Source organism: Cupriavidus sp. PB-02 (assembly GCF_058252315.1).
This window is the reverse complement of sequence record NZ_CM177695.1, coordinates 235,314-256,628: the sequence shown is the minus strand read 5'-3', so window position 1 is coordinate 256,628 and position 21,315 is coordinate 235,314. Positions and strand designations below refer to the sequence as shown.

The window sequence follows — 21,315 nt, the reverse complement described above, 5'->3', positions numbered from 1 at the left end:
TCACTGCAGGACCCCCATCGCGTCGGCGTTCGTGTTGATACCAGCGGCCGACGTGGCAGCGCCGCGGCCCGGGTAGTTCTCCAGCACGTCGAGCAGCGCCAGCATGCGGCCCATGCCTTCGTTGAGCACCGTGCCGGCCACCGGCGCACCCTGGCGCGCGGTGCGGCCCGCCAGGCGTGCGAGGAAGGCGGGTGCGGTGGCGGTCGGCGCGTGTTCCAGGCGCAGCACCGACAGGCCCAGTTGCAGCGCCGCCAGCGCGGCGCCGGCGGCGTGGCCGGCTTCCGCATCCTGCGCGAAGTGGTCGGCGGCATGGCGCAGCGTGCGCAGGCGCGCATCGGCGGTATCGGTCCACGGCGCCCAGCGCGCGACCTGTGCGGCGTCTTGCGCCAGCGCCGGATCGCACAGCAGGTAGCGGGTCTCGAGCAGTTCGCCGGCCGCGCGGTCGACCAGGCGCGCTACCACCAGGCAGGCGTCGATGCCGCCTTCGGGCGCGCCCTTGCCGCGTACCGGGCTTTCCGGCAGGCGCACGTCGGCGCTGGCCAGCCAGCGCACGGCATCGCGCTCGCGCACGGTGGCATCGCCCACGGCGTGGAAGGTGAGCGTGTCGGCCAGTGCATCGAGCTTCCACGCGGCGCCGGCGCTGATTACGCGCGCGGTCTTGCGCGCATTGGCGACCCAACGCTCGCCGGCTTGCTGCCAGCGCGCCAGCGTGGCGGCGGACGGTACCGCTTCAAGCAGGTTGACGACCTTGCGCGCGGCACTCATGGCGGCGCGCAGGTTGGCGGCTTCCGCATCGGCTTCGCCGAGCGGCTGGCCGGCGCGGCCCGTGGCCGTCACCGTGGCCGCCAGCGGCGTGCCGTCGCGGTCAGCCAGCCACAGCGTGTGCTGCATCGGCTGGGGCGCGCGGCGGCCCGGAACATTCACTTGCAGCGTGGTGGCGAGCGCCAGCACGTACTGGTCGCACAGGCGGTTGACGTCGCGGCACACCGCTTCGCGCACCTGCTGCGCCATCGTGCGCAGGGCCGGTGCATCGGCGCCGCGCTGTTGCCACAGCGAGCGGGCGAGGTCGAAGCCGAGGCCCGAGCTGTTGAGTTCAGTCACGCACTGGCCGAGCGCGTCGGCGCTGTCGGTCAGCGAGCGCAGCACATCGTCGGCGCCGCCCTTCGACTGCACGGCATCATCGCCAGCGGCCTGGCGGCGGCGCGCCGCATCGGCATCGGCAAACACCGAGCCGCGGCGCGGCGTGAGGAAAGCGCGCTCCACCAGTGCGGTGCTGCTGGCGAGTTCCAGGTGCTCCGGCACGCGCTGGCCGGTAGAGGCATAGAACACCGGCAGGCGGTGGCGGATCACCACGTCCAGCACCGAGCCCAGGTGCGTGGCTTCATCGAGCTTGCTGATGATGCAGCCGTCGATGCCACCGCTTTCCGGCGCGGCGTCATGACGGTAGGCGTGCACCACTTCATTGAGGGTATCGCCGTGGCTGGCGCCATTGAGCAGCAGCACGCGCTGCACCGGCGCGGGCACGCCGGCCAGCATGGCGATCTGCTCGGACAGGCTGCGATCGCGCTGGCTCATGCCGACGGTGTCGATGATGACCAGGTGCTTGTCCTTCATCGCCGCCAGCGCAAAGCGCAGGTCGGCGGCGTCCTTCACCGCATGCACCGGCACGCCCAGGATGTCGCCGTAGATGCGCAGCTGTTCGTGCGCGCCGATGCGGAAGCTGTCGGTCGTCAGCAGCGCCAGCTTGTCGGCGCCGTGGCGCAGCACGAAGCGCGCTGCCAGCTTGGCGGTGGTGGTGGTCTTGCCCACGCCGGTGGGTCCGATCAGCGCCAGCACGCCGCCTTGCGCAAACAGGCTGTCTTCATCGCCCACCACCGGCACCTTGCTGGCCAGTTCAGTGCGGATCCACGTCATCGCTGCCGGCCGGTCGTAGCCGAGCGGCAGCCGTGCCAGCAGCATGCGCGCCAGTTGCCCGGAGAAGCCGGCGCCGACCATCCACTCGAACAGCGACTCGCGCAGCGGGTCGCTGGCGGCAACGCCGTGGGCGGCCGCGCCCGCGGCAGGGCTGATGCCGGCCAGCTGTCGCTCGAGCATCGCGCGCATCGACTGCAGTTCGCCGCGCAGGTCGCCGATGGCGACGGGCTCGACCACCGGTGCGGGCGGCACATAGACCTGCGCCGTGGCGGACACACTGCCAAGATCGGTATCGCGCATGGCGACGATCTCGACGCCGCTTTCCACGGTGCGGTTGGACAGCACCACGGCATCCGGGCCCATGGCTTCGCGCACCTTGCGCATGGCTTCACGGCCGTTGGCCGCGACGAATTTGGCTACGCTCATCTCTTGCTCCTCACGCGCCGATCATTGCGGTGATGCGGATATTGCGGTTGTCAGGCACTTCGGAATGCGACAACACCCTCAGCTGCGGCATCGTGCGGCGCAGGAAGCGCGCCATCAGCGGACGCAGTTGCGACGGCACCAGCAGCACCGGGTCCAGCCCCATCTGTTCCTGCCGCGTGACCGCGCCCTGGGTCTGCTGCAGCAGTGCGTCGGCCAGGCCCGGCTCGATGCCGCCGCCGTTGGTCAGCGCCTGCGACAGCACGCGCTCCAGGCCGGCATCCAGGCCGATCACCTGCAGGTCGGCGTTGTTCGGGAACAGCTGCTGCGTGATCGCGCGGCCCAGCGCCACGCGCACCATCGCGGTCAGCTCGTTGGGATCGCTGACCTTGGGGGCGTGCTCGGCCACCACGTCGAGGATGGTGCGCATGTCTCGGATGGGCACGCCTTCGTCCAGCAGGTTCTGCAGGATCTTCTGCAGAGCCGTCAGCGTGATGGTCTTGGGCACCAGGTCTTCGGTGAGCTTGGGCGAGTCCTTGGCGATGCGGTCCAGCAGCGCCTGCACTTCCTGGCGGCCCAGTAGTTCGGCCGCATGCATGTGGATCAGGTGGTTCAGGTGCGTGGCCACCACCGTGCTGGCATCGACCACGGTGTAGCCGTACGACTGCGCCTGTTCCTTGATGCCCGCGTCGATCCATACCGCCGGCAGGCCGAAGGCCGGGTCGCGCGTGGCCGCGCCCGGCAGCGTGCCACTGACCTGGCCGGGGTTGATCGCCATCCACTGGCCCGGCATGGCTTCGCCGCGGCCGATCTCCACGCCCTTGAGCGTAATGCGGTAGGCGTTGGGCTTGAGTTCCAGGTTGTCGCGGATATGCACTACCGGCACCAGGAAGCCGATTTCCTGCGCCACCTTCTTGCGGATGCTCTTGATGCGGCCCAGCAGCTCGCCGTCCTGCGCGCGGTCCACCAGCGTGATCAGGCGGTAGCCCACTTCCATGCCGAGCGGATCGACCAGCGTGACGTCGTCCCAGCTTGCCTCGGTCGATTCCTGCGCCACTGCCGGCGCGCGTTCCTCGCGCTGCTTGAGCTGTTCCTGCGTGGCTGCGCGGCGCGACATATAGCGGCCCATCCACACCAGCACGCCCGCCAGCAGCAGGAAGGCGAAGTGCGGCATGCCGGGGATGATGCCCATCAGGCCGATGATGCCGGCGGTCAGGTACAGCACGCGCGGGTTGGCGAAGAGCTGGCCGGTGAGCTGCTCGCCCACGTCCTGCTCGTTCGAGACGCGCGACACGATCACGCCGGCGGCGGTGGAGATCACCAGCGCCGGGATCTGCGCCACCAGGCCGTCGCCGATGGTCAGCAGCGTGTAGTTGTGCACGGCGGTGCCGAAGTCCAGGTCGTGCTGCACCATGCCCACCACCATGCCGGCGGCGACGTTGATGAACATGATCAGCAGGCCCGCCACGGCGTCGCCGCGCACAAACTTGCTGGCACCGTCCATGGCACCGTAGAAGTCGGATTCCTGCGCCACTTCCGCTCGGCGCTTCTTGGCGGCCGCTTCGTCGATCAGGCCGGCGTTCAGGTCGGCATCGATCGACATCTGCTTGCCGGGCATCGAGTCCAGCATGAAGCGCGCGCCGACTTCGGCGATACGGCCCGCGCCCTTGGTGATCACCATGAAGTTGATCACCACCAGAATCGCGAACACGACGATACCTACCGCAAAGTTGCCGCCCACCAGGAAGTGGCCGAAGGCCTCCACCACCTTGCCGGCGGCGTCCGGGCCGGTATGGCCTTCGAGCAGCACCACGCGCGTGGAGGCCACGTTCAGCGACAGGCGCAGCAGCGTGGTGAACAGCAGCACCGCCGGGAAGGCGGCAAAGTCCAGCGGCTTCTGCGTGTACATGCTGACCAGCAGCACCATGATCGCCAGCGCGATATTGAAGGTGAACAGCAGGTCCAGCACAACGGCCGGCAGCGGCAGGATCATCATCCCGAGGATCATGATGATCAGCAGCGGCCCGGTCATGGCCTTGAGCTGGCCGGCCGAGCGCAGGCCTGGCAGGTTGAACAAAGCGTTCAGAGCGTTCATGCGCGACTTTCCGGTACGGCGAGTTCATCGGGCACCGGCAGGTCCGTCGGCGCCTGCCGCTGCGGGCCTTGCGAGTGGTGCCAGTGCTTCAGTTGATAGACCCAGGCCAGCACTTCGGCCACGGCGGTATAGAGTCCGGCCGGGATTTCCTGGCCGAGTTCGACATGGCGGTGCAGCGCGCGCGCCAGCGGCGGCGCCGACATCAGCGGCACACGGTGCTCGGCAGCCACGGCGCGGATGCGCGCAGCGACCTCGCCGGTGCCCTTGGCCACCACGCGCGGCGCGCTCATGCGCCCTTCCTCATAGCGCAGCGCCACGGCAAAGTGCGTGGGGTTGGTCACCACCACGTCGGCCTTGGGCACCTCGGTCATCATGCGGCGGCGCGCCATGGCGCGCTGCTGCTGGCGGATGCGGCCCTTGATATGCGGGTCGCCCTCGCTTTCCTTGAATTCCTGCTTGACCTCTTCCTTGGTCATGCGCAGCTTCTTGAAGAACTCCCAGTACTGCCACGGCACGTCGATGGCCGCCACCACCAGCAGCGACAGCGACACCACCAGGCAGCAGTACATCACCAGGTCGACCATGTGCAGCAGCGCTTCCTGCACCGGCGCGTTCATCAGCGCGATGGCCTCCGGCAGTCGTCGCCACAAGACCCAGGCGCCGACGCTGCCGACCAGCAGCGACTTGGCCACGGCCTTGAGCAGTTCCACCAGCGAATGGGCGGAGAACATCCGGCCCAGCCCCGCTATCGGCGACATGCGCGAGAACTGCGGCGCGAACGACTTGGCCGAGAACACCCAGCCGCCCAGCAGCAGCGGCGCGGCCAGGGCGGCCACGCCGAACAGCAGCAGCAGGGGCAGGAAGGCGAGCAGGCTGTCCCACACCATGACGCCGAAGCGCGACAGCATGCGCGAGGTGTCGAACGCCGTATCGCGCTCGAAGCGCAGCGCGCCCTGCATGACCTGGTTCAGGCTGCGGCCCATATGGCCGCCCAGCGTCCACAGGCCGGTGACGCCCGCAATCAGCATGATGAACGTGGCGAGCTCGCGCGAACGCACCACCTGCCCCTCCTCGCGCGCCTTTTCCAGGCGCCGGGGTGAGGCGGGTTCGGTTTTCTCGAGATCGCTTTCTTCGGACATCCACGCTCCGTGCGAAGCGGCAAGCCGCTATTCGTCAGGAGGGATTATCGAAGCGGGGTGGGATTCCCATTCGCGCGAAAAGGCGGGGGAATTGGGTGTTGTTTGGGAAATGGGGGGGCGGTGGAGTTAACGGCGCCCCGGGGATGGACTTTAGTGGAACAGCCCCTCGGGGCAGGCTTGCGCCGCGCGAAGTCGATGGAGCCACCACAGGCCGGTCCCCTCTCCCGCAGGCGGGAGAGGGGAGCAAACCGGCAGCGGGAGAGCCGCCTGCGTCAGCAGGCCTGCCTCGCCTCAGAACCCCAAACTCGCCAACAGATCATCCACCTGCGACTGATCCGACACCACATCCGGCTTGCCCTCCGGGTTGATCTGCGGCCCGTTCATCAGCGTGCCAGCCGACTGCGTCTCCACCCGCCGCTCGGACGGAACATTGTCGATAAGCACCTGCAGCAGCTCCTGCTCCAGCGCGCGGATCATGTCCATCATCTTCTTGATGACCTGGCCGGTCAGGTCCTGGAAGTCCTGCGCCATCATGATGTCGAGCAGGTGGCTGTTGGTGGCGCGCGCCTGGCCGGGCACCCCGGACAGGAAGGCGCGGGTGTCGAGCACCAGCGTGCGGGCGTCGGCCAGCTCCTCCGGTTTCTCGAACCAGGCCTCCCAGCGCTTGTCCAGCGTTTCGGCCTGCTGCTCGATGTCGGACTGGATCGGCTGCGCGAGTTCGACCGCGTTGAGCGTGCGCTCGGCCGCCTGCTCGGTCATGGCGGCGATGTAATTCAGCCGGTCGCGCGCATCGGGGATGGCCTGCGCGGCGCGCTCGATCTCCTTGTCCAGGCCGAGCTCACGCATGTTGTCGCGCAGCATCCGCGTCAGGTTGCCGATGCGCAGGATCAGTTGCTCGGCGGAATCGTTGCTCAGGGTTGGAGTCATGGAAACGCTCCCCTGGCTCAGCCGCCGAGCTTTTCGAAGATCTTGGTGATCTTCTCGTCCAGCGTGGCCGCCGTGAACGGCTTGACCACATAGCCGTTGGCGCCCGCCTGGGCTGCTGCAATGATGTTCTCCTTCTTGGCCTCGGCCGTCACCATCAGCACCGGGGTCTTGCCGATATTGGCATCGGCGCGGATCGCCTGCAGCATGGACAGGCCGTCCATATTGGGCATGTTCCAGTCCGAGATCACGAACTGGAAGCTGCCGTCCCTGGCCTTCTCCAGGCCGGCGGCGCCGTCCTCGGCTTCCTCGACGTTGACGAAACCCAGCTCCTTGAGCAGGTTGCGGATGATCCGGCGCATGGTCGGGAAATCATCCACGACCAGGATCTTAATGCTCTTGTCCACTTTGACGGCTCCAAGTAAATACAGTTATGGCTTGTTGCCAGGGCGGGCGCCGCATGCCGGCATGCATGCGCGCCCTCCCCGATTCATTTACACCCGCTGCGCGCGCGTGCCGTAGGTGGCCAGGCGCGCCATCACGCGCTGGGTCATCGCCGGCAAGGGCACGACTTCATGCACGCCGCCGGCGGCAATCGCCTCCTTCGGCATGCCAAACACGATGCATGTGTGCTCGTCCTGGGCCAGGTTGTAGGCGCCGGCTTCGCGCATGCGCAGCATGCCGCGCGCGCCGTCCTTGCCCATCCCGGTCAGGATTACGCCGATCACGTTCTTGCCGCCATGCTCGGCGGCCGAATCGAACAGCACGTCCACGGACGGGCGGTGGCGATTCACCGGCGCTTCCTGCGACAGGTGCGCGACGTAGTTGGCGCCGCTGCGCGCCAGGCGCAGGTGCGAGTCGCCCGGCGCGATATACGCATGGCCCGGCAGCACGCGCTCGCCGTGCACCGCCTCCTTGACAGTGATGCGGCACAGCCCGTCCAGGCGCTGCGCGAACGAACGCGTGAAGCCGGCCGGCATATGCTGGACGATCATCACCGCCGGGCTGTCCGGCGGCAGCGGCATCAGGAATTCCTTGATGGCCTCGGTGCCGCCGGTGGAGGCGCCCAGGATGATCAGCTTCTCGGTCGACAGCAGCGGGCTGCGCAGCATCGGTGCGGCTTCCGCCGCGGCCGTGGGCTGCGCAGCCGCGCGCACGCGCGCACGCGCGGCGGCGCGCAGCTTGTCGGCGATGGTGTCGGTGTATTCCAGCAGCCCGTCGCGGATGCCCAGCTTGGGCTTGGTGACGAAGTCCACCGCGCCCAGCTCCAGCGCGCGCATGGTGATCTCGGAGCCGCGCTCGGTCAGCGACGACACCATCAGCACGGGCATGGGCCGCAGCCGCATCAGCCGCTCGAGAAAGTCCAGGCCGTCCATGCGCGGCATTTCGACGTCCAGCGTCAGCACGTCCGGGTTCAGGCGCTTGATCAGGTCGCGCGCCACCAGCGGGTCGGGCGCGGTGCCCACCACTTCCATGTCCGGCTGGCTGTTGATGATCTCCGTCATCAGGCTGCGGATCAGCGCGGAGTCGTCCACGCAGAGCACCTTGATCTTGGCGGCAGTCATATAAGGTCGTGCTTGGTTGGGTCCAGGGAAGCCTGCCGCGCAAACAGTTCGGGCGTGCGCGGCGGTGCCTTGGCCGAGGTGGCGATGGCGCGCGCCAGCGCGCTTTCTTCGCGCGCCACCGAGACCTGGTCGTCCTGCCGCGTCAGGCGGCGCACCAGCGCCAGCCCGCCGCTCGGGAAATAGCTGACGCGGCGCGCATGCGGGCCGCGCAGGTCCTGCGCCGCGACGCGGATCTCCTCGGCCTTCAGGTAGCGCAGCACGAAGTCCGCGTTGCGGTCGCCGATATTCAGCGTGGTCATGTTGGCCAGCACTGCGCCGCCGCCGAAGACCTTGGCCTCCAGCCGCTCCCGGCGCGCGCCCATCTTGAGCAGCTCGTTGATCAGCACTTCCAGCGCGTAGCTGCCGTAGCGCATCGACGCCGACAGCATGCGGTCGGCGCCGCCGCCGTCATCGTCGGGCAGCATGAAGTGGTTCATGCCGCCGACGCCCGCGGTCTCGTCGCGGATGCACGCGGCCACGCACGATCCGAGCACGGTGGTCAGCACCATGTCCTCGCGGGTCACGTAGTACTCGTTGGGCAGCAGCTTGACCGCCTGCTTGCCGAACTCGCGGTCGAAGTACGTGCGCGTGGCCAGCGCTTCGGGAAGTTGGGGCGTGCGCATCACGGCCTTCCCGCCCTGGCGGCATCCGACGCCAGCTCGTAGACCGTCTGCCCGCGCAGCTGGAAGGCGCGCGTGACGTAGGAAAAGTTCTCCGAGTGGCCGGCAAACAGCAGCCCGTGCGGCTTGAGCAGCGGCACGAAGCGCTCCAGGATGCGTCCCTGGGTCGGCTTGTCGAAGTAGATCATCACGTTGCGGCAGAAGATCGCATCGAACTGCTCGCGGATGCCCCAGTCTGGCGCGAGCAGGTTGAGCGGCTCGAACGCGATGGTGGCGGCCAGTTCCGGCTTGACCCTGACCGAGCCGGCGCGCGGGCCGGTGCCCTTCAGGAAGAATCGCTTCAGGCGCTCGGGCGAGAGCCGCGCGACCTGGTCGGCCGAATACACGGCGCTGCGGGCCTTGGCCAGCACCTGCGTGTCGATGTCGGTGGCCAGCACAGTGGCGGCGCGGTCGCCCAGCGCCTCGGCCAGCGTGATGGCGATCGAGTACGGTTCCTCGCCGGTCGATGCCGCGGAACACCAGACGCTGTACGGGCGGCCGATCTTCTTCGCGTGCTCAGCCAGCAGCGGGAAGTGGTGCGCCTCGCGGAAGAACGAGGTCAGGTTGGTCGTCAGCGCGTTGGTGAAGAACTCCCACTCGGGCGAGCGGTCGTCCGCGTCCAGCAGCGCCAGGTAGGAGGCGAAGTCCGACAGCTGCAGCGTGCGCAGGCGCCGCGCCAGACGGCTGTAGACCATCTCGCGCTTGTGGCTGCCCAGCGAGATGCCGGCGCGCCGGTGGATCAGCGCGCGGATCTTCTCGAAGTCGCGCTCGGTCAGCAGGAAGTCCCGCATCTCATCGCGCCGCAGGGTAGCGGCCGGCGCGGAGACGGCGCCCGGGAAGCCGGTAAGGCTGCCGGGAGCGCTGGCGGCATTGCGGAACGGCGTCATGGCTTCGCTTGGTATTGCAGGTTACGGCGGGGGCGTTGGGAGCGCGGCCGGGATCAGGCCAGTTCGGCCTCGACCAGCTCCATCTCGGCGCTGGTCATCAGCTTCTCGATATCGATCAGCACCAGCATGCGGCCGTCGACGGTGCCCAGGCCGGTCAGGTGCTCGGTCGAGACCGACACGCCGAATTCCGGCGCCGGCTTGATCGCATCGCCGGTCAGCGTCAGCACGTCCGACACGCCATCCACCACGATGCCGACCACGCGACCGGCCACGTTCAGGATGATGACCACGGTCTGGTGGTCGTAGCGCACGTTGCCCAGGCGGAACTTCAGGCGCAGGTCGACGATCGGCACGATCACGCCGCGCAGGTTGGTCACGCCCTTGATGAAATCCGGCGCGCTGGCGATGCGCGTAACGGTCTCGTAGCTGCGGATCTCCTGCACCTTGAGGATGTCGATGCCGTATTCCTCCGACCCCAGCGTGAAGACCAGGAACTCCTGGCCCGAAGCGTCGCTCCCGGGGGTATCGATGTGTCCGATGCCGGCCATGATGTCTTGTTCTCCTGTGATTGGACGATGGGTGTTGGCCGCTTATTGCGCCAGCGCCGGTTCCTGCCGGCGCACGCCGGTGCGCTGCAGCGCGCCGACATCGACGATCAGCGCCACGCTGCCGTCGCCAAGGATGGTCGCCGCGGAAATGCACGGCACCTTGCGGTAGTTGGTCTCGAGGTTCTTCAGCACCACCTGGTGCTGGCCGATCAGCTGGTCCACCAGCAGCGCAAAGCGCTTGCCCTCGGCCTGCAGGATCACGGCGATGCCCTGCGTGGGTTCCTGCAGCGCGTCGGCGACGTTGAAGACGCGGTGCATCTCCAGCAGCGGCAGGTATTCGCCGCGCACGTGCATCACGCGGTCGGAGTTGGCGGCGGTGTGCACGTCCTCGGCCTTGGGCTGCAGCGATTCCATCACGCAGTTCAGCGGCAGGATGAAGGTCTCTTCGCCGACCTTGACCGACATCCCATCCAGGATCGCCAGCGTCAGCGGCAGCACGATGCGGATGGTGGTGCCCAGGCCCGGGCGCGAGCTGATCTCGACATGGCCGCCCATCTCCTGGATGTTGCGCTTGACCACGTCCATGCCCACGCCGCGGCCGGAAACATCGGTGATGACCTCGGCGGTGGAGAAGCCTGGCGCGAAGATCAGCTGCCAGACTTCCTCGTCGCTGATGTTCTCGGACACCGGCAGGCCGTTCTGGATGGCCTTGGCCAGGATGCGCTCGCGGTTCAGGCCACCACCGTCGTCGCTCACTTCGATCACGATATTGCCGCCGTGGTGCTGCGCGGACAGGATCAGCTGGCCGGTCGCATCCTTGCCTGCGGCGATGCGCTTGTCGGGCGTCTCGATGCCGTGGTCCAGGCTGTTGCGCACCAGGTGGGTGAGCGGGTCGATGATGCGTTCGATCAGGCTCTTGTCGAGCTCGGTGGCCTTGCCGAACGTGACCAGGTCGATCTGCTTGCCGAGCTTGCTGGCGAGGTCGCGCACCAGGCGCGGGAAGCGCGAGAACACATAGTCCATCGGCATCATGCGGATCGACATCACCGCTTCCTGCAGGTCGCGCGCATTGCGCTCGAGCTGGCCCATGCCGGAGAACAGGCGGTCGAACAGCACCGGGTCCAGCGACGAGGCGGTCTGCGCCAGCATCGACTGGGTGATCACCAGTTCGCCAACCAGGTTGATGATCTGGTCGACCTTCTCGGTCGGCACGCGGATCGAGCCTTCACCGTGCGCGTGCGCGGCGGCCGGGGCCGGCTTGGCCTTCTCGCGCGCGGCAGCGGCAGGTGCCGGCGCGGGTGCAGCCGCTGCGGGAGCGGCGACCGGAGCCGGGGCCGGGGCCTGGGCCGGTGCGGCAATGGGCGCGTCGCTGGCGGCTTCGATCACGATCTGGTCCATGTCGATCACGAAGCAGCACACCGCAATGATGTCGTCGGCGCTGCATTGCGTGTTGAGCCATACCACCAGCTCGCCGTTGACCTCCTGCTGGCCGGTGATCTCGCCCAGGTTGGCGAGTTCTTCGCGCAGCAGCGCCTGGTCGGCGGCGGAGACCTTGATCAGGCGGATCTTCAGTCCGCCGCCTGCCGGGGCAGCGGCTGGTGCGGCGGCAGCGACAGGCGCCGCTGCGGGAACGGGTGCGGCAACTGCAGCGCCAGCATGCCCTGCGGCTTCCTGCGCCAGCTGCTGCAGCACGGCGCAGATGCGCACCAGCGTTTCCGGATCGGGTTCGGTGCCGTTGCGGTAGGCGTTGAGCTGATCTTGCAACACGTCCTTGGTTTCCAGAAAGGTGTCGATGATGGTCCGGGTCAACGCCAGTTCCTGCCGGCGCGTGCGGTCCAGCAGGTTCTCGAAGATGTGCGTGGTCTCGGTCAGCGCCGCGAACCCGAAGGTGGCGGCCCCGCCCTTGATCGAGTGCGCCGCCCGGAAGATCGCGTTCAGATGTTCGGGATCGGGCGACTCGATGTCCAGGCCGAGCAGCAGCTGCTCCATTTCCACGAGCAGTTCTTCCGCTTCCTCGAAGAAGGTCTGGTAAAACTGTGTGATATCGATATCGACAGACATGGCGTCCTGACTCACTAAATTACTGCGCTAGGCGCGGGCGCCGCCGGGCGGCCGCGCTTCATGGGTTGCTGCTTGGTTTCCTGCATCGATTGCCTGGTCATGGCTTGCTGCTCTTTGGCTCAGGCGTGGCCGCGGGTGAGGATGCGGCCGCCAGGCCGGCCTGCATTTCCTGCGCCGCCTTGCCGGCCTGCGCCGCCACCGAAACTTCAGCGGCGCTGGCGTTCTCGGCCTCGAAGCGCGCCTGGGCCTTCTGGTTGAGCACGACGATGCTGATGCGGCGGTTGACCGGCGCCAGCAGGTCTTCCTTGTCCAGCGGCATGGTCGCGGCCAGGCCCAGCACGCGCAGCACCTTGCCTTCCTGCATGCCGCCGGCGATCAGTTCGCGGCGCGAGGCATTGGCGCGGTCGCCGGACAGCTCCCAGTTGCTGTAGGTGCGCTCGCCGTTGGAATAGTTGGCCGCGTCGGTATGGCCCGACAGGCTGACCTTGTTCGGCAGCTCGTTCAGCACCGGGCCGATCTCGCGCAGGATGGTGCGCATATAGCTTTCGACGGTGGCGCTGCCGGTGCGGAACATCGGGCGGTTCTGTGTATCCAGGATCTGGATGCGCAGGCCCTCGCTGGTGATGTCCAGCAGCAATTGCGGACGGAACTGGCGCAGCATCGGGTTGTTCTCGATGATCTGCTCCAGCCGCTGCTTGAGCGCGCGCAGGCGCTGCGCTTCCTGCTGTTCGTTGCGGCGCTGCTCGTCGCTGGGATCGTTGTCGCGGGCGCGCATGATCTCGCCGTCCTTGCGCATTGCGTCCATGCCGCCGCCCGGTATCACGCTGGGCGACTGGCTGCTTTTCTCGCCGCCGACGATGGCCACCTTCAGCGGCATGCGGAAATACTCGGCAATGCCTTCCAGCGTCTTCTTGTTGGCGCTGGAGAGCAGCCACAGCACCAGGAACAGCGCCATCATCGCCGTCATGAAGTCGGCGTAGGCGATCTTCCAGCTATGGTTGCCGTGCGGCCTGGCGTGCGCCTTCGTCCGGCGGACGATGATCGGACGCATGTCGTGTGCGCTGCTCATGGCGGTGCCCCTTGCTGCTTGCGCGACTTAGTTCAGGCTCTTGACTTCACGCACGTGGTCGTCGAGCTCAAGGAACGACGGCCGCACCGTGGAGTACAGCACCTTGCGGCCGAATTCCACCGCCACCAGCGGCGCGTAGCCGTTCAGGGAGGCGAGCAGCACGACCTTGATGCATTCGTAGACCTTGACGTTCTCGGAGACCTGCAGCTCGATGCGCGCGGCCAGCGGCGAAACAAAACCGTAGGCCAGCAGGATGCCCAGGAAGGTACCGACCATGGCGTGCGCGATCAGCGCGCCCAGCTCGGCCGGCGGCAGGTCGGCCGAACCCAGCGCATGCACCACGCCCATCACCGCGGCGACGATGCCGAAGGCGGGCAGCGCATCGCCGACGCGCGACAGCGCATGGGCGGGGATCTCGGCTTCGTGACGGAAGGTCTCGATCTCGTGGTCCATCAGGGCCTCGATCTCGAAGGCGTTCATGTTGCCGTTGACCATCATGCGCAGGTAGTCGGTGAGGAATTCCATCACCACCGGATCCGACAGAATGCGCGGGTACTGGCTGAAGACGCTGCTGGCGGCGGGGTCCGCGATTTCCTTTTCCAGGAACAGGATGCCCTCGCGCCGTGCCTTGGACAGCAGCACGTACAGCAGCGACATGACGTCCAGGTACAGCTCTTTCTTGTACTTGGAGCTCTTGAACAGGCCCGGCAGGGCCTTGGCGGTGGCCTTGATGGCCTTGCCCGTATTGGTGGCGATGAAGGCGCCGAAGGCGGCGCCTCCGATGATCACAAATTCCGCCGGTTGATATAGCGCGCCCATGTGGCCGCCGGTCATGGCATAACCGCCAAGCACCGCCACTACCACGACGACATAGCCAAGAACTACTAGCACGATCGGATCCCCGTCAAAAAACGCGCGTCAACCACGCACAGTTGCCCGTCGCACGGGCGCACGGAGAGGCCTCCGTCCGCCAGCGCTGCAAGCTTGCCAGCCGGCGGACCTTGACCAGGATCAGGCGTTGGTCTGCTCGGCGGCGGCGTCTTTCGAGAGCTTCTTCACTTTCCCTGCGCGTGAGGGCGGACGGCACAGGCTGCACACGAAGTTCGCGTGCGGCTCATACGCGTGCGTGACGAACTGTCCGCCGCAACACGTGCAGCTGGACAGCTGCAGCATGTTGCTCTCGAAGAACCGTACTAACGTCCAGGCACGCGTGAAACTTAAGACAATTTCGCCGCCCAGCAGCGAAACATGCTCAAGGTACAGGCGGTATGCCGCCACCACCGCACGGATGCCCACGGTCTCGCCTTCCTGCACCATGAACTGGTAGGCAGAGAAGAACAGCGAAGAGTGGATATTCGGCAGCCAGGTGGTGAACCAGTCCGTCGAGAAGGGAAGCATGCCCTTGGGGGGCGAGACGCCGCGCAGTTCCTTGTACAGGCGGATGAGCCGGTCACGCGACAGCGTGGTCTCGGCTTCAAGCACCTGCAGGCGCGCACCCAGGCCGATCAGCTCGATGGCGAGCTGGGTCTGGTTGGCATCCTGGAGAACGCTCTTGCGGGGGGCGGCTGCGGAGGTGGCCGTGAAGCTCCGTGTGGGTTCGGCCTTCAGCAGCGCGGTCAATTGAGGGACTCCACAGGCTGACGTGCCAGCAGGATCGCGGCGTGGATCTGCTGCATGTCATGGCTCTTGGCCGTGTGGGTGAGAGTGGACAGAAGCGCATGGTCGTCGAAGCGGAACCTGCACAGCACCATGTTGGATGCCGCCAGCTTGACGAGTTGCGCGGACGTCAGCTTGCCAAGGATATCGGCGATTTCCTTGCTGACCCCGAGCCGGAACATGGCTTCGACTTGGTTTTCGCGCACCAGGCGTTGCGCGAGCAGCAGATAGGCGAGATTGACCTCCCTGATCTCCTGGAGAACTTCACTGCTTTCCAATTTTTCCCCGCTACCAAAAAACCTGCCATGGCCGCTTGTCCAGCGCTTACCGGAGCCCGAAGGCGCCGGCGACCGGATCGTTTGTATGCGGCTGGGCGGGTACAACGTACGACAAAAGGAACTTCGCCCGTGTCTTACTGTTATCGACTCCGTTACAACTGTTACAGAGTGTAAGTGAGACTGTTACGTTTATATCGGCAATTTGCCTGGAATGCCAATCCCTACTTACGCGGGGGGCAAGCAAATGTCGTGCGAAACAGACATGGAGCGCGTGCATTTTGTAACAAGTCACACGCCTGTCACTTGATTTCGCGCAACGCTGTTCAGCAAAGGTCATATCCGCCAACGCGCCACACCCGTTCCCGGGTGACTGCTGGATTCCTCTATTGACGAGTGGCGCGCATGATGCTCACGGCGCGTGTTTCCGAAATCGCCGTCCAAAAATCACCGCACATCACGATCCGAACATCCGGCGCAGCCACGCCGCCAGCCGGGTAAACACATCGTCAGGCGCCTCACGGAACAACGCCGGGCGCGTGCGCTCCACCTGCTCCAGCACGCGCGACGCTTCTTCGGGCTGCACCGAGCCATACTCCAGCGCCAGCCCCAGCATGCCGCGCAGCTCGCCCACGCGCGCGCGGCCGGCGGCCTCATTCTCTTCGGTCTGCAGTGCGTACATCAGGTCATAGGCGCGCTGGCGCAGGCTTTCCGCCAGCCGCCACGCGGGCGTGCGCATGCGCTCCTCCAGCACGCGAACATCTTCGGCCGAGGCCGCCACCTGGGTCGCCAGCGCTTCAGTAAAGGCGGCGTCGGCGCCGCATTCGGTCAGCACCTGCGCGGCCCATTCGCGCGCATGCGCAAGGCGCTGCTCCGCCGTCCATTCAGGCTGCACCGCCAGGCCAAAGCCGAAGCGCTGTGCATCGCGCATCAGCGCGGCCAGGGCATTGGGCAACTGCTTGTCGAACACGCGCCGCGCCCAGCCATACTCGCCGCCGGCCAACAGCCGCGTCACCGCGCGCTCGGTCAGCGGGCCGTCATGCTGCAGCAGCCGGGCGCGCAGGAAGTCGTTGAACTCGGGCGGCAGGAACTCCCGGTCCAGGCCGGTGGAAACCCCGATGAACTGGTCGAATTCCTTGCGTAGCCGGGCGGCATCGTCATGCGGCAGGGCCAGGGTGATCTCGGTCGTCATTGCATTGCCATCCCGGGCCGCCGCGCGGCCGCTGTTGCCGGTTCTCTGGGTGGATCAGAACGCGCTCCAGTCGCCGTTGTCGGCACCGGCCAGCGCGGGGCGCGGCGTGCGTGCGGCAGCGGGACGCAGGGGCTCGGCGGCGGCATCGACCACGTCGTTGGCTTCGCCCCCGGCGGCTGCGGCCGTTGCCACGGCCGGCACGGCGGCGGTGCGCTTGCGCGAGGCGACCGCACGCACGGCGCCGACCTTGCCCTGCGACGAGGACGACGACGAGGATGAGTGCGAAGACGACAGCGAGAACGAAGCCTGCGCATCCTCGGCCGCCAGGCGGAACATCGACACCGCGCCCTGCAGGCGGCTGGCCTGCTCTTCCAGCGCGCCGGCCGCTGCGGCGGCTTCTTCCACCAGTGCGGCGTTCTGCTGCGTCACCTCATCCATCTGCGCCACGGCCTGGTTGACCTGCTCGATGCCGGAACTCTGCTCGGCGGAGGCTGCGCTGATCTCGCCCATGATGTCGGTCACGCGCTTCACCGCCTGCACGATCTCGTCCATGGTCTTGCCGGCCTGGCCCACCAGTGCCGAGCCGTTGTCGACGCGCTCGACCGTATCCCCGATCAGGCCCTTGATTTCCTTGGCCGCATTGGCGCTGCGTTGCGCCAGGCTGCGCACTTCGCCTGCGACTACCGCGAAGCCACGGCCCTGTTCGCCGGCACGCGCGGCTTCCACCGCCGCGTTCAGCGCAAGGATGTTGGTCTGGAAGGCAATGCCTTCGATCACGCCGATGATGTCGACAATCTTCTTCGAGGCGTCGTTGATCTCGTCCATGGTCTGCACCACGCGCCCCACCACTTCGCCGCCGCGCAGCGCGGTTTCCGACGCATTGGCAGCCAGGCCGCTGGCCTGGCGCGCGTTGTCCGCGTTCTGGCGCACGGTGCTGGTCAGCTCTTCCATGCTGGAAGCGGTTTCCTCCAGCGACGCGGCCTGCTGCTCGGTGCGTTGCGACAGGTCGTTGTTGCCCGCTGCGATTTCACGCGAGGCCGTGCCGATCGACTCCGCCGACTCCTTGAAATCGCGCACCATGTGCGAGAGCTGCTGCTGCATCTGCTGCATTGCATAGACCAGGCTGCTCTTGTCGCCGGCGCGCGTGGCCACCGGCGACGAGAAATCACCCTCGGCGATACGCGAGGCGATCTCCGCCGCATAGCCCGGCTCGCCGCCCAGCTGGCGCGACAGCGCGCGCGCCAGGAACACGCCCAGCAGCACCGACAGCGCCAGGCCACCCAGCACCAGCCCCAGCATCCAGATGCGCGTGGCGTCATAGACGCGGCGCGCTTCTTCCATGTTGCTGCGGGCGCGGTCGTCGCGGCGCTTCACCATCTTGAACATAACCTCTTCCAGCGCATGGCTGTCCTTGAGCAGGTCGGCGCTCTCGGAGAACACCTGGCTCTCGAACTGCGAGGTGTCCAGCGGCTGCTTGCTGACCAGCTCCACGTACTTGTTCATGCGCTCGCGGAAAACCGGCGACAGCTGCTGGTACTGCTTGACCAACGCCTTGCCCTCGGCCTGCTCGAAAGCGCCCACCACCTGGCGGATGCGCTCGTCCATCAACGCGAGCGACTTGGCGATCTGTTCCTTCTCGGTCGCGCGCTCGCCCATGGTCGATGCGGACAGCAGCCCGATCTGCGAGCGGCTGGCATAGACCAGGTTGATGTTGGCGTCCTGCACCGCCTTCAGCGCCTGCAGGTCGCCGTTGTAGATCTTGCCGGTCCAGTCGGCCATGCGCCCCATGTTGATGACGCCCAGCAGCCCCATCACGGCGCCGATCACGGCAACGACCAGGAATCCGGCAACCAGCCTGGTCGTGACGCGCAATTGATTGAACCAATGCATAGCAACTCCCCCTTATTACTGAAAGCCCCGGGCACGGCATGCCGCGCCCGCTTTATGCGCATGCGGGTCATTGCCCGCACCTGCGGATCGGACTAGCCTGGTGCAACGCACTAGGCCCGTGCCAGTGATTGAACGGCGTCGGCGCGCTCGATGCTCTTCTTACGCTGCGGCCTCACCTCGGCCTGCATGCTGACGCGGAACGTGGCGATGGCATCGCGCAGGCGCAGCGATTGCTCTTCGAGCGAACCTGCGGCGGCGGCAGCCTCTTCCACCAGCGCCGCGTTCTGCTGCGTGCCCTCGTCCATCTGCGCCACGGCCTGGTTGACCTGTTCGATGCCGGAACTCTGCTCGGCCGAGGCCGCGCTGATCTCGCCCATGATGTCGGTCACGGACTTCACGGCCTGCACGATCTCGTCCATGGTCTTGCCGGCCTGGCCCACCAGCGCCGACCCGTTGTCCACGCGCTCCACGGTATCGCCGATCAGGCCCTTGATTTCCTTGGCGGCGTTGGCGCTGCGCTGCGCCAGGCCGCGCACCTCGCCCGCGACCACGGCAAAGCCACGGCCCTGCTCGCCGGCACGCGCGGCTTCCACCGCGGCGTTCAGCGCCAGGATATTGGTCTGGAAGGCGATGCCTTCGATCACGCCGATGATGTCGACGATCTTCTTCGAGGCATCGTTGATCTCGTCCATGGTGTGCACCACGCGGCCTACCACTTCGCCACCGCGCAGCGCGGTTTCCGAAGCGTTGGCAGCGAGGCCGCTGGCCTGCCGCGCGTTGTCCGCGTTCTGGCGCACCGTGCTGGTCAGCTCTTCCATGCTCGAAGCGGTCTGCTCCAGCGAAGCCGCCTGCTGCTCCGTGCGTTGCGACAAGTCGTTATTGCCCGCGGCCACCTGGCGCGTCGCCGTGGCAATGCTCGCCATGCCTTCCTGGATCTCGTGCACCACCGACAGCAGGCTGCGCTGCATGGTCTGCATGGCCTGCGCCAGCGCACCGATCTCGTCCTTGCTGCGGTGCTCGAAGCGGGTGGTCAGGTCGCCCGCGCCCATGCGCAGCGCAAAGTCCAGCATGTCGCGCACCGGCCGGTTCACGCGTGCCAGCAGCATGGTGCCGGCCGCGAACGACGTCGCCAGCGCCAGCGCAAAGCCGCTCCACAGCCACGGGCGCAGCACTGCAGCGCCTTCCTTGTCGAGGATCTCAACCGCTGCCAATGCCGCCAGGAACCACACCAGCCCGCCGGCCTGCGCCCACAGGATGCGGCGCTTCAGGTTCATGCGCAGCAGGCGCTGCACCAGCCCGGCCAGGCCGGTGCGCACCACCGCGCCGTCGCGGATCGCCAGCCCCGCCGCGCGGCCCGCGCGAAAACGCGCATACGCGGCGCCTGCGGCCTCGACCTGCTCGCGCGTCGCCATCGAGCGCACCGAGGTGTAGCCCACCACGCGGCCGTCCACGCGCGTGGGCGTGACGGTCGCGCTGACCCAGTAGAAGTCGCCGTTCTTGCGGCGGTTCTTGACCACGCCCATCCAGCTGCGGCCGGCTTCCAGGTTCTGCCACAGGTCGGCGAACGCTTCCGGCGGCATGTCGGGGTGGCGCACCAGGTTGTGCGGCGCGCCCAGCAGTTCCTCGGCCGGATAGCCGCTGGCCTCGATGAAGGCGCGGTTGGCAAAGGTGATACGGCCCTTGAGGTCCGTGCGCGAGATCAGGTAGTCCGACGGGGAGAGCTGGTGTTCGCGCTGCGTGACGGGTTGGTTGTTTCGCATCTATGACAGTACTGCTTGCCCGGGAGCAGCCATGCACGGTGGGATGGCGCGCCAGGCCCCGGGCGGTTTCGATCCGGCTGGCGTGGTTCGGCGGCCGGACGGCGGGGGCGGAGAAAGCGGTAAGACAGGAATCAGGACACGGCTTCGAGCGCCGCCAGTTCTTCGGTATTGAGCAGCTTCTCGATATCGACCAGGATCAGCATGCGTTGCTCGACCGAGCCGAGCCCGCGGATGTAATCGGTGGCCAGTTCGCCGGAGAAGTGCGGCGTGGGCTTGATCTGCGCGGCCGTGAGCGTCAGCACGTCGGACACGCCGTCCACTACGATGCCGGTGGTGCGGTCGTTGAGGTCGACGATGATGACCACGGTGTACTGGTCGTAGCTGACCTTCTGCTGGCGGAACTTGATGCGCAGGTCGATGATCGGCACGATGATGCCGCGCAGGTTGATCACGCCCTTGATGTAGTCCGGCGCATTGGCAATCTGGGTGACGGACTCGTAGCCGCGGATTTCCTGGACCTTCAGGATGTCGATGCCGTATTCCTCCCGCCCGAGCGTAAAGGCCAGGAATTCTTCCACCGCGCCGTCTGCCTTGTCGATGTGCTTCATCGTCTAGCCCCCAAATTTGGCTGATGCTGGTTTTCTGGCGCTGCGGCGGCAGTGGCCGCTGGCGGGCGCCGGGGCGTGACTTCGCCCACCAGTGTTTACGGCAGCCAGGCGGGGTGACTGAAGGGCGACGCCGCGCTTTCCTTACCCTTCCGTGGAGGGGTGCGGGGGCGCCAGCAGCGCGGCCACGGCCTGCATCAGTTCATCTGGATCGAAGGGCTTGGGCAGGAAGCCCGAGGCGCCGGCGGCGCGCGCCTGTGCGCGGATGCTGCCGTCATGCTCGGTGGTCAGCATCAGGATCGGGATGCGCGCGTAGCGTTCGGTGGCGCGCAGGCTGCGGATCAGCGTGAGGCCGTCCATCCCCGGCATGACCTGGTCGGTGACCAGCATGCCGAAGCTGGCGCCGGCAGCGAGCGCATGCGCCTGGTCGCCATCGGCGGCCTCGGTGACATCGAACCCGCCGGCGCGCAGGCACGCGCCGATCATGCGGCGAAGCGAAGGGGAATCGTCGACGACGAGGATGCTGGGCGATGACATGGGACGCCTCCGGTTTGCAGGGCTCGGTTGATCCGCCTGGAAGTTTGGCAGCGTGGACGGCGCGGACGGCGACGGAC

General features: G+C 67.1%; 19 protein-coding genes. All 19 read right to left on the bottom strand.

Features of this window, described 5'->3' with window-relative positions; genetic code table 11:
• The 19 genes from flhF to AC10V3_RS21755 all read right to left on the bottom strand — a co-directional run bounded on the left by flhF (position 1) and on the right by AC10V3_RS21755 (position 21,238).
• Positions 1-2,340, bottom strand: a complete 2,340-nt coding sequence (gene flhF, locus AC10V3_RS21845; RefSeq protein WP_490924012.1) for a flagellar biosynthesis GTPase FlhF — start codon at positions 2,338-2,340, stop codon at positions 1-3.
• 10 nt (positions 2,341-2,350) lie between these two features.
• Positions 2,351-4,432, bottom strand: coding sequence for a flagellar biosynthesis protein FlhA (gene flhA, locus AC10V3_RS21840; protein WP_454752631.1), 2,082 nt, complete (start codon positions 4,430-4,432; stop codon positions 2,351-2,353).
• On the bottom strand, positions 4,429-5,571 hold the full coding sequence (flhB, locus tag AC10V3_RS21835; protein WP_490924011.1) for a flagellar biosynthesis protein FlhB: 1,143 nt from the start codon (positions 5,569-5,571) through the stop codon (positions 4,429-4,431). Before flhB ends, flhA begins: the two co-directional genes overlap by 4 nt.
• A gap of 291 nt (positions 5,572-5,862) precedes the next feature.
• Positions 5,863-6,498 (bottom strand): protein phosphatase CheZ, encoded by a 636-nt coding sequence (cheZ, locus tag AC10V3_RS21830; RefSeq protein WP_022537465.1) that lies wholly within the window; start codon positions 6,496-6,498, stop codon positions 5,863-5,865.
• Positions 6,499-6,515: 17 nt separating this feature from the next.
• Positions 6,516-6,857: a chemotaxis response regulator CheY gene (gene cheY, locus AC10V3_RS21825; protein ID WP_230625948.1), complete on the bottom strand. Its 342-nt coding sequence runs from the start codon at positions 6,855-6,857 to the stop codon at positions 6,516-6,518.
• A gap of 132 nt (positions 6,858-6,989) precedes the next feature.
• Positions 6,990-8,060, bottom strand: a complete 1,071-nt coding sequence (locus AC10V3_RS21820; protein ID WP_022537463.1) for a protein-glutamate methylesterase/protein-glutamine glutaminase — start codon at positions 8,058-8,060, stop codon at positions 6,990-6,992.
• Positions 8,057-8,722 (bottom strand): chemoreceptor glutamine deamidase CheD, encoded by a 666-nt coding sequence (gene cheD / locus AC10V3_RS21815; RefSeq protein WP_022537462.1) that lies wholly within the window; start codon positions 8,720-8,722, stop codon positions 8,057-8,059. Before cheD ends, AC10V3_RS21820 begins: the two co-directional genes overlap by 4 nt.
• On the bottom strand, positions 8,722-9,645 hold the full coding sequence (locus AC10V3_RS21810) for a CheR family methyltransferase (RefSeq protein WP_022537461.1): 924 nt from the start codon (positions 9,643-9,645) through the stop codon (positions 8,722-8,724). Before AC10V3_RS21810 ends, cheD begins: the two co-directional genes overlap by 1 nt.
• A 53-nt stretch (positions 9,646-9,698) precedes the next feature.
• Entirely contained in the window at positions 9,699-10,193 is a 495-nt protein-coding gene (locus AC10V3_RS21805; protein WP_022537460.1) for a chemotaxis protein CheW, read from the bottom strand.
• A 42-nt stretch (positions 10,194-10,235) separates the two neighbouring features.
• The gene (gene cheA / locus AC10V3_RS21800; RefSeq protein WP_022537459.1) at positions 10,236-12,254 is read right to left on the bottom strand and encodes a chemotaxis protein CheA; all 2,019 of its coding nucleotides are present in this window, start codon (positions 12,252-12,254) and stop codon (positions 10,236-10,238) included.
• 97 nt (positions 12,255-12,351) lie between these two features.
• Entirely contained in the window at positions 12,352-13,323 is a 972-nt protein-coding gene (motB, locus tag AC10V3_RS21795; protein WP_022537458.1) for a flagellar motor protein MotB, read from the bottom strand.
• A gap of 27 nt (positions 13,324-13,350) precedes the next feature.
• Complete coding sequence (gene motA / locus AC10V3_RS21790; protein WP_022537457.1) at positions 13,351-14,214, bottom strand: flagellar motor stator protein MotA; 864 nt, start codon at positions 14,212-14,214, stop codon at positions 13,351-13,353.
• 120 nt (positions 14,215-14,334) lie between these two features.
• Entirely contained in the window at positions 14,335-14,943 is a 609-nt protein-coding gene (gene flhC / locus AC10V3_RS21785) for a flagellar transcriptional regulator FlhC (RefSeq protein WP_022537456.1), read from the bottom strand.
• Positions 14,940-15,257 carry a flagellar transcriptional regulator FlhD gene (gene flhD / locus AC10V3_RS21780; RefSeq protein ID WP_022537455.1) on the bottom strand — a complete coding sequence of 106 codons (318 nt, stop codon included), beginning with the start codon at positions 15,255-15,257 and terminating at the stop codon, positions 14,940-14,942. Before flhD ends, flhC begins: the two co-directional genes overlap by 4 nt.
• A gap of 454 nt (positions 15,258-15,711) precedes the next feature.
• Positions 15,712-16,446, bottom strand: a complete 735-nt coding sequence (locus tag AC10V3_RS21775) for a DUF4088 family protein (RefSeq protein WP_022537454.1) — start codon at positions 16,444-16,446, stop codon at positions 15,712-15,714.
• A 54-nt stretch (positions 16,447-16,500) separates the two neighbouring features.
• Positions 16,501-18,336 (bottom strand): methyl-accepting chemotaxis protein, encoded by a 1,836-nt coding sequence (locus tag AC10V3_RS21770; protein ID WP_022537453.1) that lies wholly within the window; start codon positions 18,334-18,336, stop codon positions 16,501-16,503.
• Between the two features lie 110 nt (positions 18,337-18,446).
• On the bottom strand, positions 18,447-20,096 hold the full coding sequence (locus tag AC10V3_RS21765; protein ID WP_454752630.1) for a methyl-accepting chemotaxis protein: 1,650 nt from the start codon (positions 20,094-20,096) through the stop codon (positions 18,447-18,449).
• A gap of 131 nt (positions 20,097-20,227) precedes the next feature.
• Positions 20,228-20,704: a chemotaxis protein CheW gene (locus tag AC10V3_RS21760; RefSeq protein ID WP_022537451.1), complete on the bottom strand. Its 477-nt coding sequence runs from the start codon at positions 20,702-20,704 to the stop codon at positions 20,228-20,230.
• Between the two features lie 141 nt (positions 20,705-20,845).
• On the bottom strand, positions 20,846-21,238 hold the full coding sequence (locus tag AC10V3_RS21755) for a response regulator (RefSeq protein ID WP_022537450.1): 393 nt from the start codon (positions 21,236-21,238) through the stop codon (positions 20,846-20,848).
• Positions 21,239-21,315 lie beyond the last annotated feature (77 nt).

Excerpts from the sequence above, each read along its gene's own strand:
- AC10V3_RS21805 (WP_022537460.1), bottom strand. The coding sequence starts at position 10,193 with ATGGCCGGCATCGGACACATCGATACCCCCGGGAGCGACGCTTCGGGC.
- AC10V3_RS21760 (WP_022537451.1), bottom strand. The coding sequence starts at position 20,704 with ATGAAGCACATCGACAAGGCAGACGGCGCGGTGGAAGAATTCCTGGCC.
- AC10V3_RS21810 (WP_022537461.1), bottom strand. The coding sequence starts at position 9,645 with ATGACGCCGTTCCGCAATGCCGCCAGCGCTCCCGGCAGCCTTACCGGC.
- flhB (WP_490924011.1), bottom strand. The coding sequence starts at position 5,571 with ATGTCCGAAGAAAGCGATCTCGAGAAAACCGAACCCGCCTCACCCCGG.
- AC10V3_RS21820 (WP_022537463.1), bottom strand. The coding sequence starts at position 8,060 with ATGACTGCCGCCAAGATCAAGGTGCTCTGCGTGGACGACTCCGCGCTG.
- flhF (WP_490924012.1), bottom strand. The coding sequence starts at position 2,340 with ATGAGCGTAGCCAAATTCGTCGCGGCCAACGGCCGTGAAGCCATGCGC.
- motB (WP_022537458.1), bottom strand. The coding sequence starts at position 13,323 with ATGAGCAGCGCACACGACATGCGTCCGATCATCGTCCGCCGGACGAAG.
- cheZ (WP_022537465.1), bottom strand. The coding sequence starts at position 6,498 with ATGACTCCAACCCTGAGCAACGATTCCGCCGAGCAACTGATCCTGCGC.
- cheY (WP_230625948.1), bottom strand. The coding sequence starts at position 6,857 with ATGCGCCGGATCATCCGCAACCTGCTCAAGGAGCTGGGTTTCGTCAAC.
- AC10V3_RS21765 (WP_454752630.1), bottom strand. The coding sequence starts at position 20,096 with ATGCGAAACAACCAACCCGTCACGCAGCGCGAACACCAGCTCTCCCCG.
- AC10V3_RS21755 (WP_022537450.1), bottom strand. The coding sequence starts at position 21,238 with ATGTCATCGCCCAGCATCCTCGTCGTCGACGATTCCCCTTCGCTTCGC.
- flhA (WP_454752631.1), bottom strand. The coding sequence starts at position 4,432 with ATGAACGCTCTGAACGCTTTGTTCAACCTGCCAGGCCTGCGCTCGGCC.
- cheA (WP_022537459.1), bottom strand. The coding sequence starts at position 12,254 with ATGTCTGTCGATATCGATATCACACAGTTTTACCAGACCTTCTTCGAG.
- AC10V3_RS21770 (WP_022537453.1), bottom strand. The coding sequence starts at position 18,336 with ATGCATTGGTTCAATCAATTGCGCGTCACGACCAGGCTGGTTGCCGGA.
- cheD (WP_022537462.1), bottom strand. The coding sequence starts at position 8,722 with ATGCGCACGCCCCAACTTCCCGAAGCGCTGGCCACGCGCACGTACTTC.
- AC10V3_RS21775 (WP_022537454.1), bottom strand. The coding sequence starts at position 16,446 with ATGACGACCGAGATCACCCTGGCCCTGCCGCATGACGATGCCGCCCGG.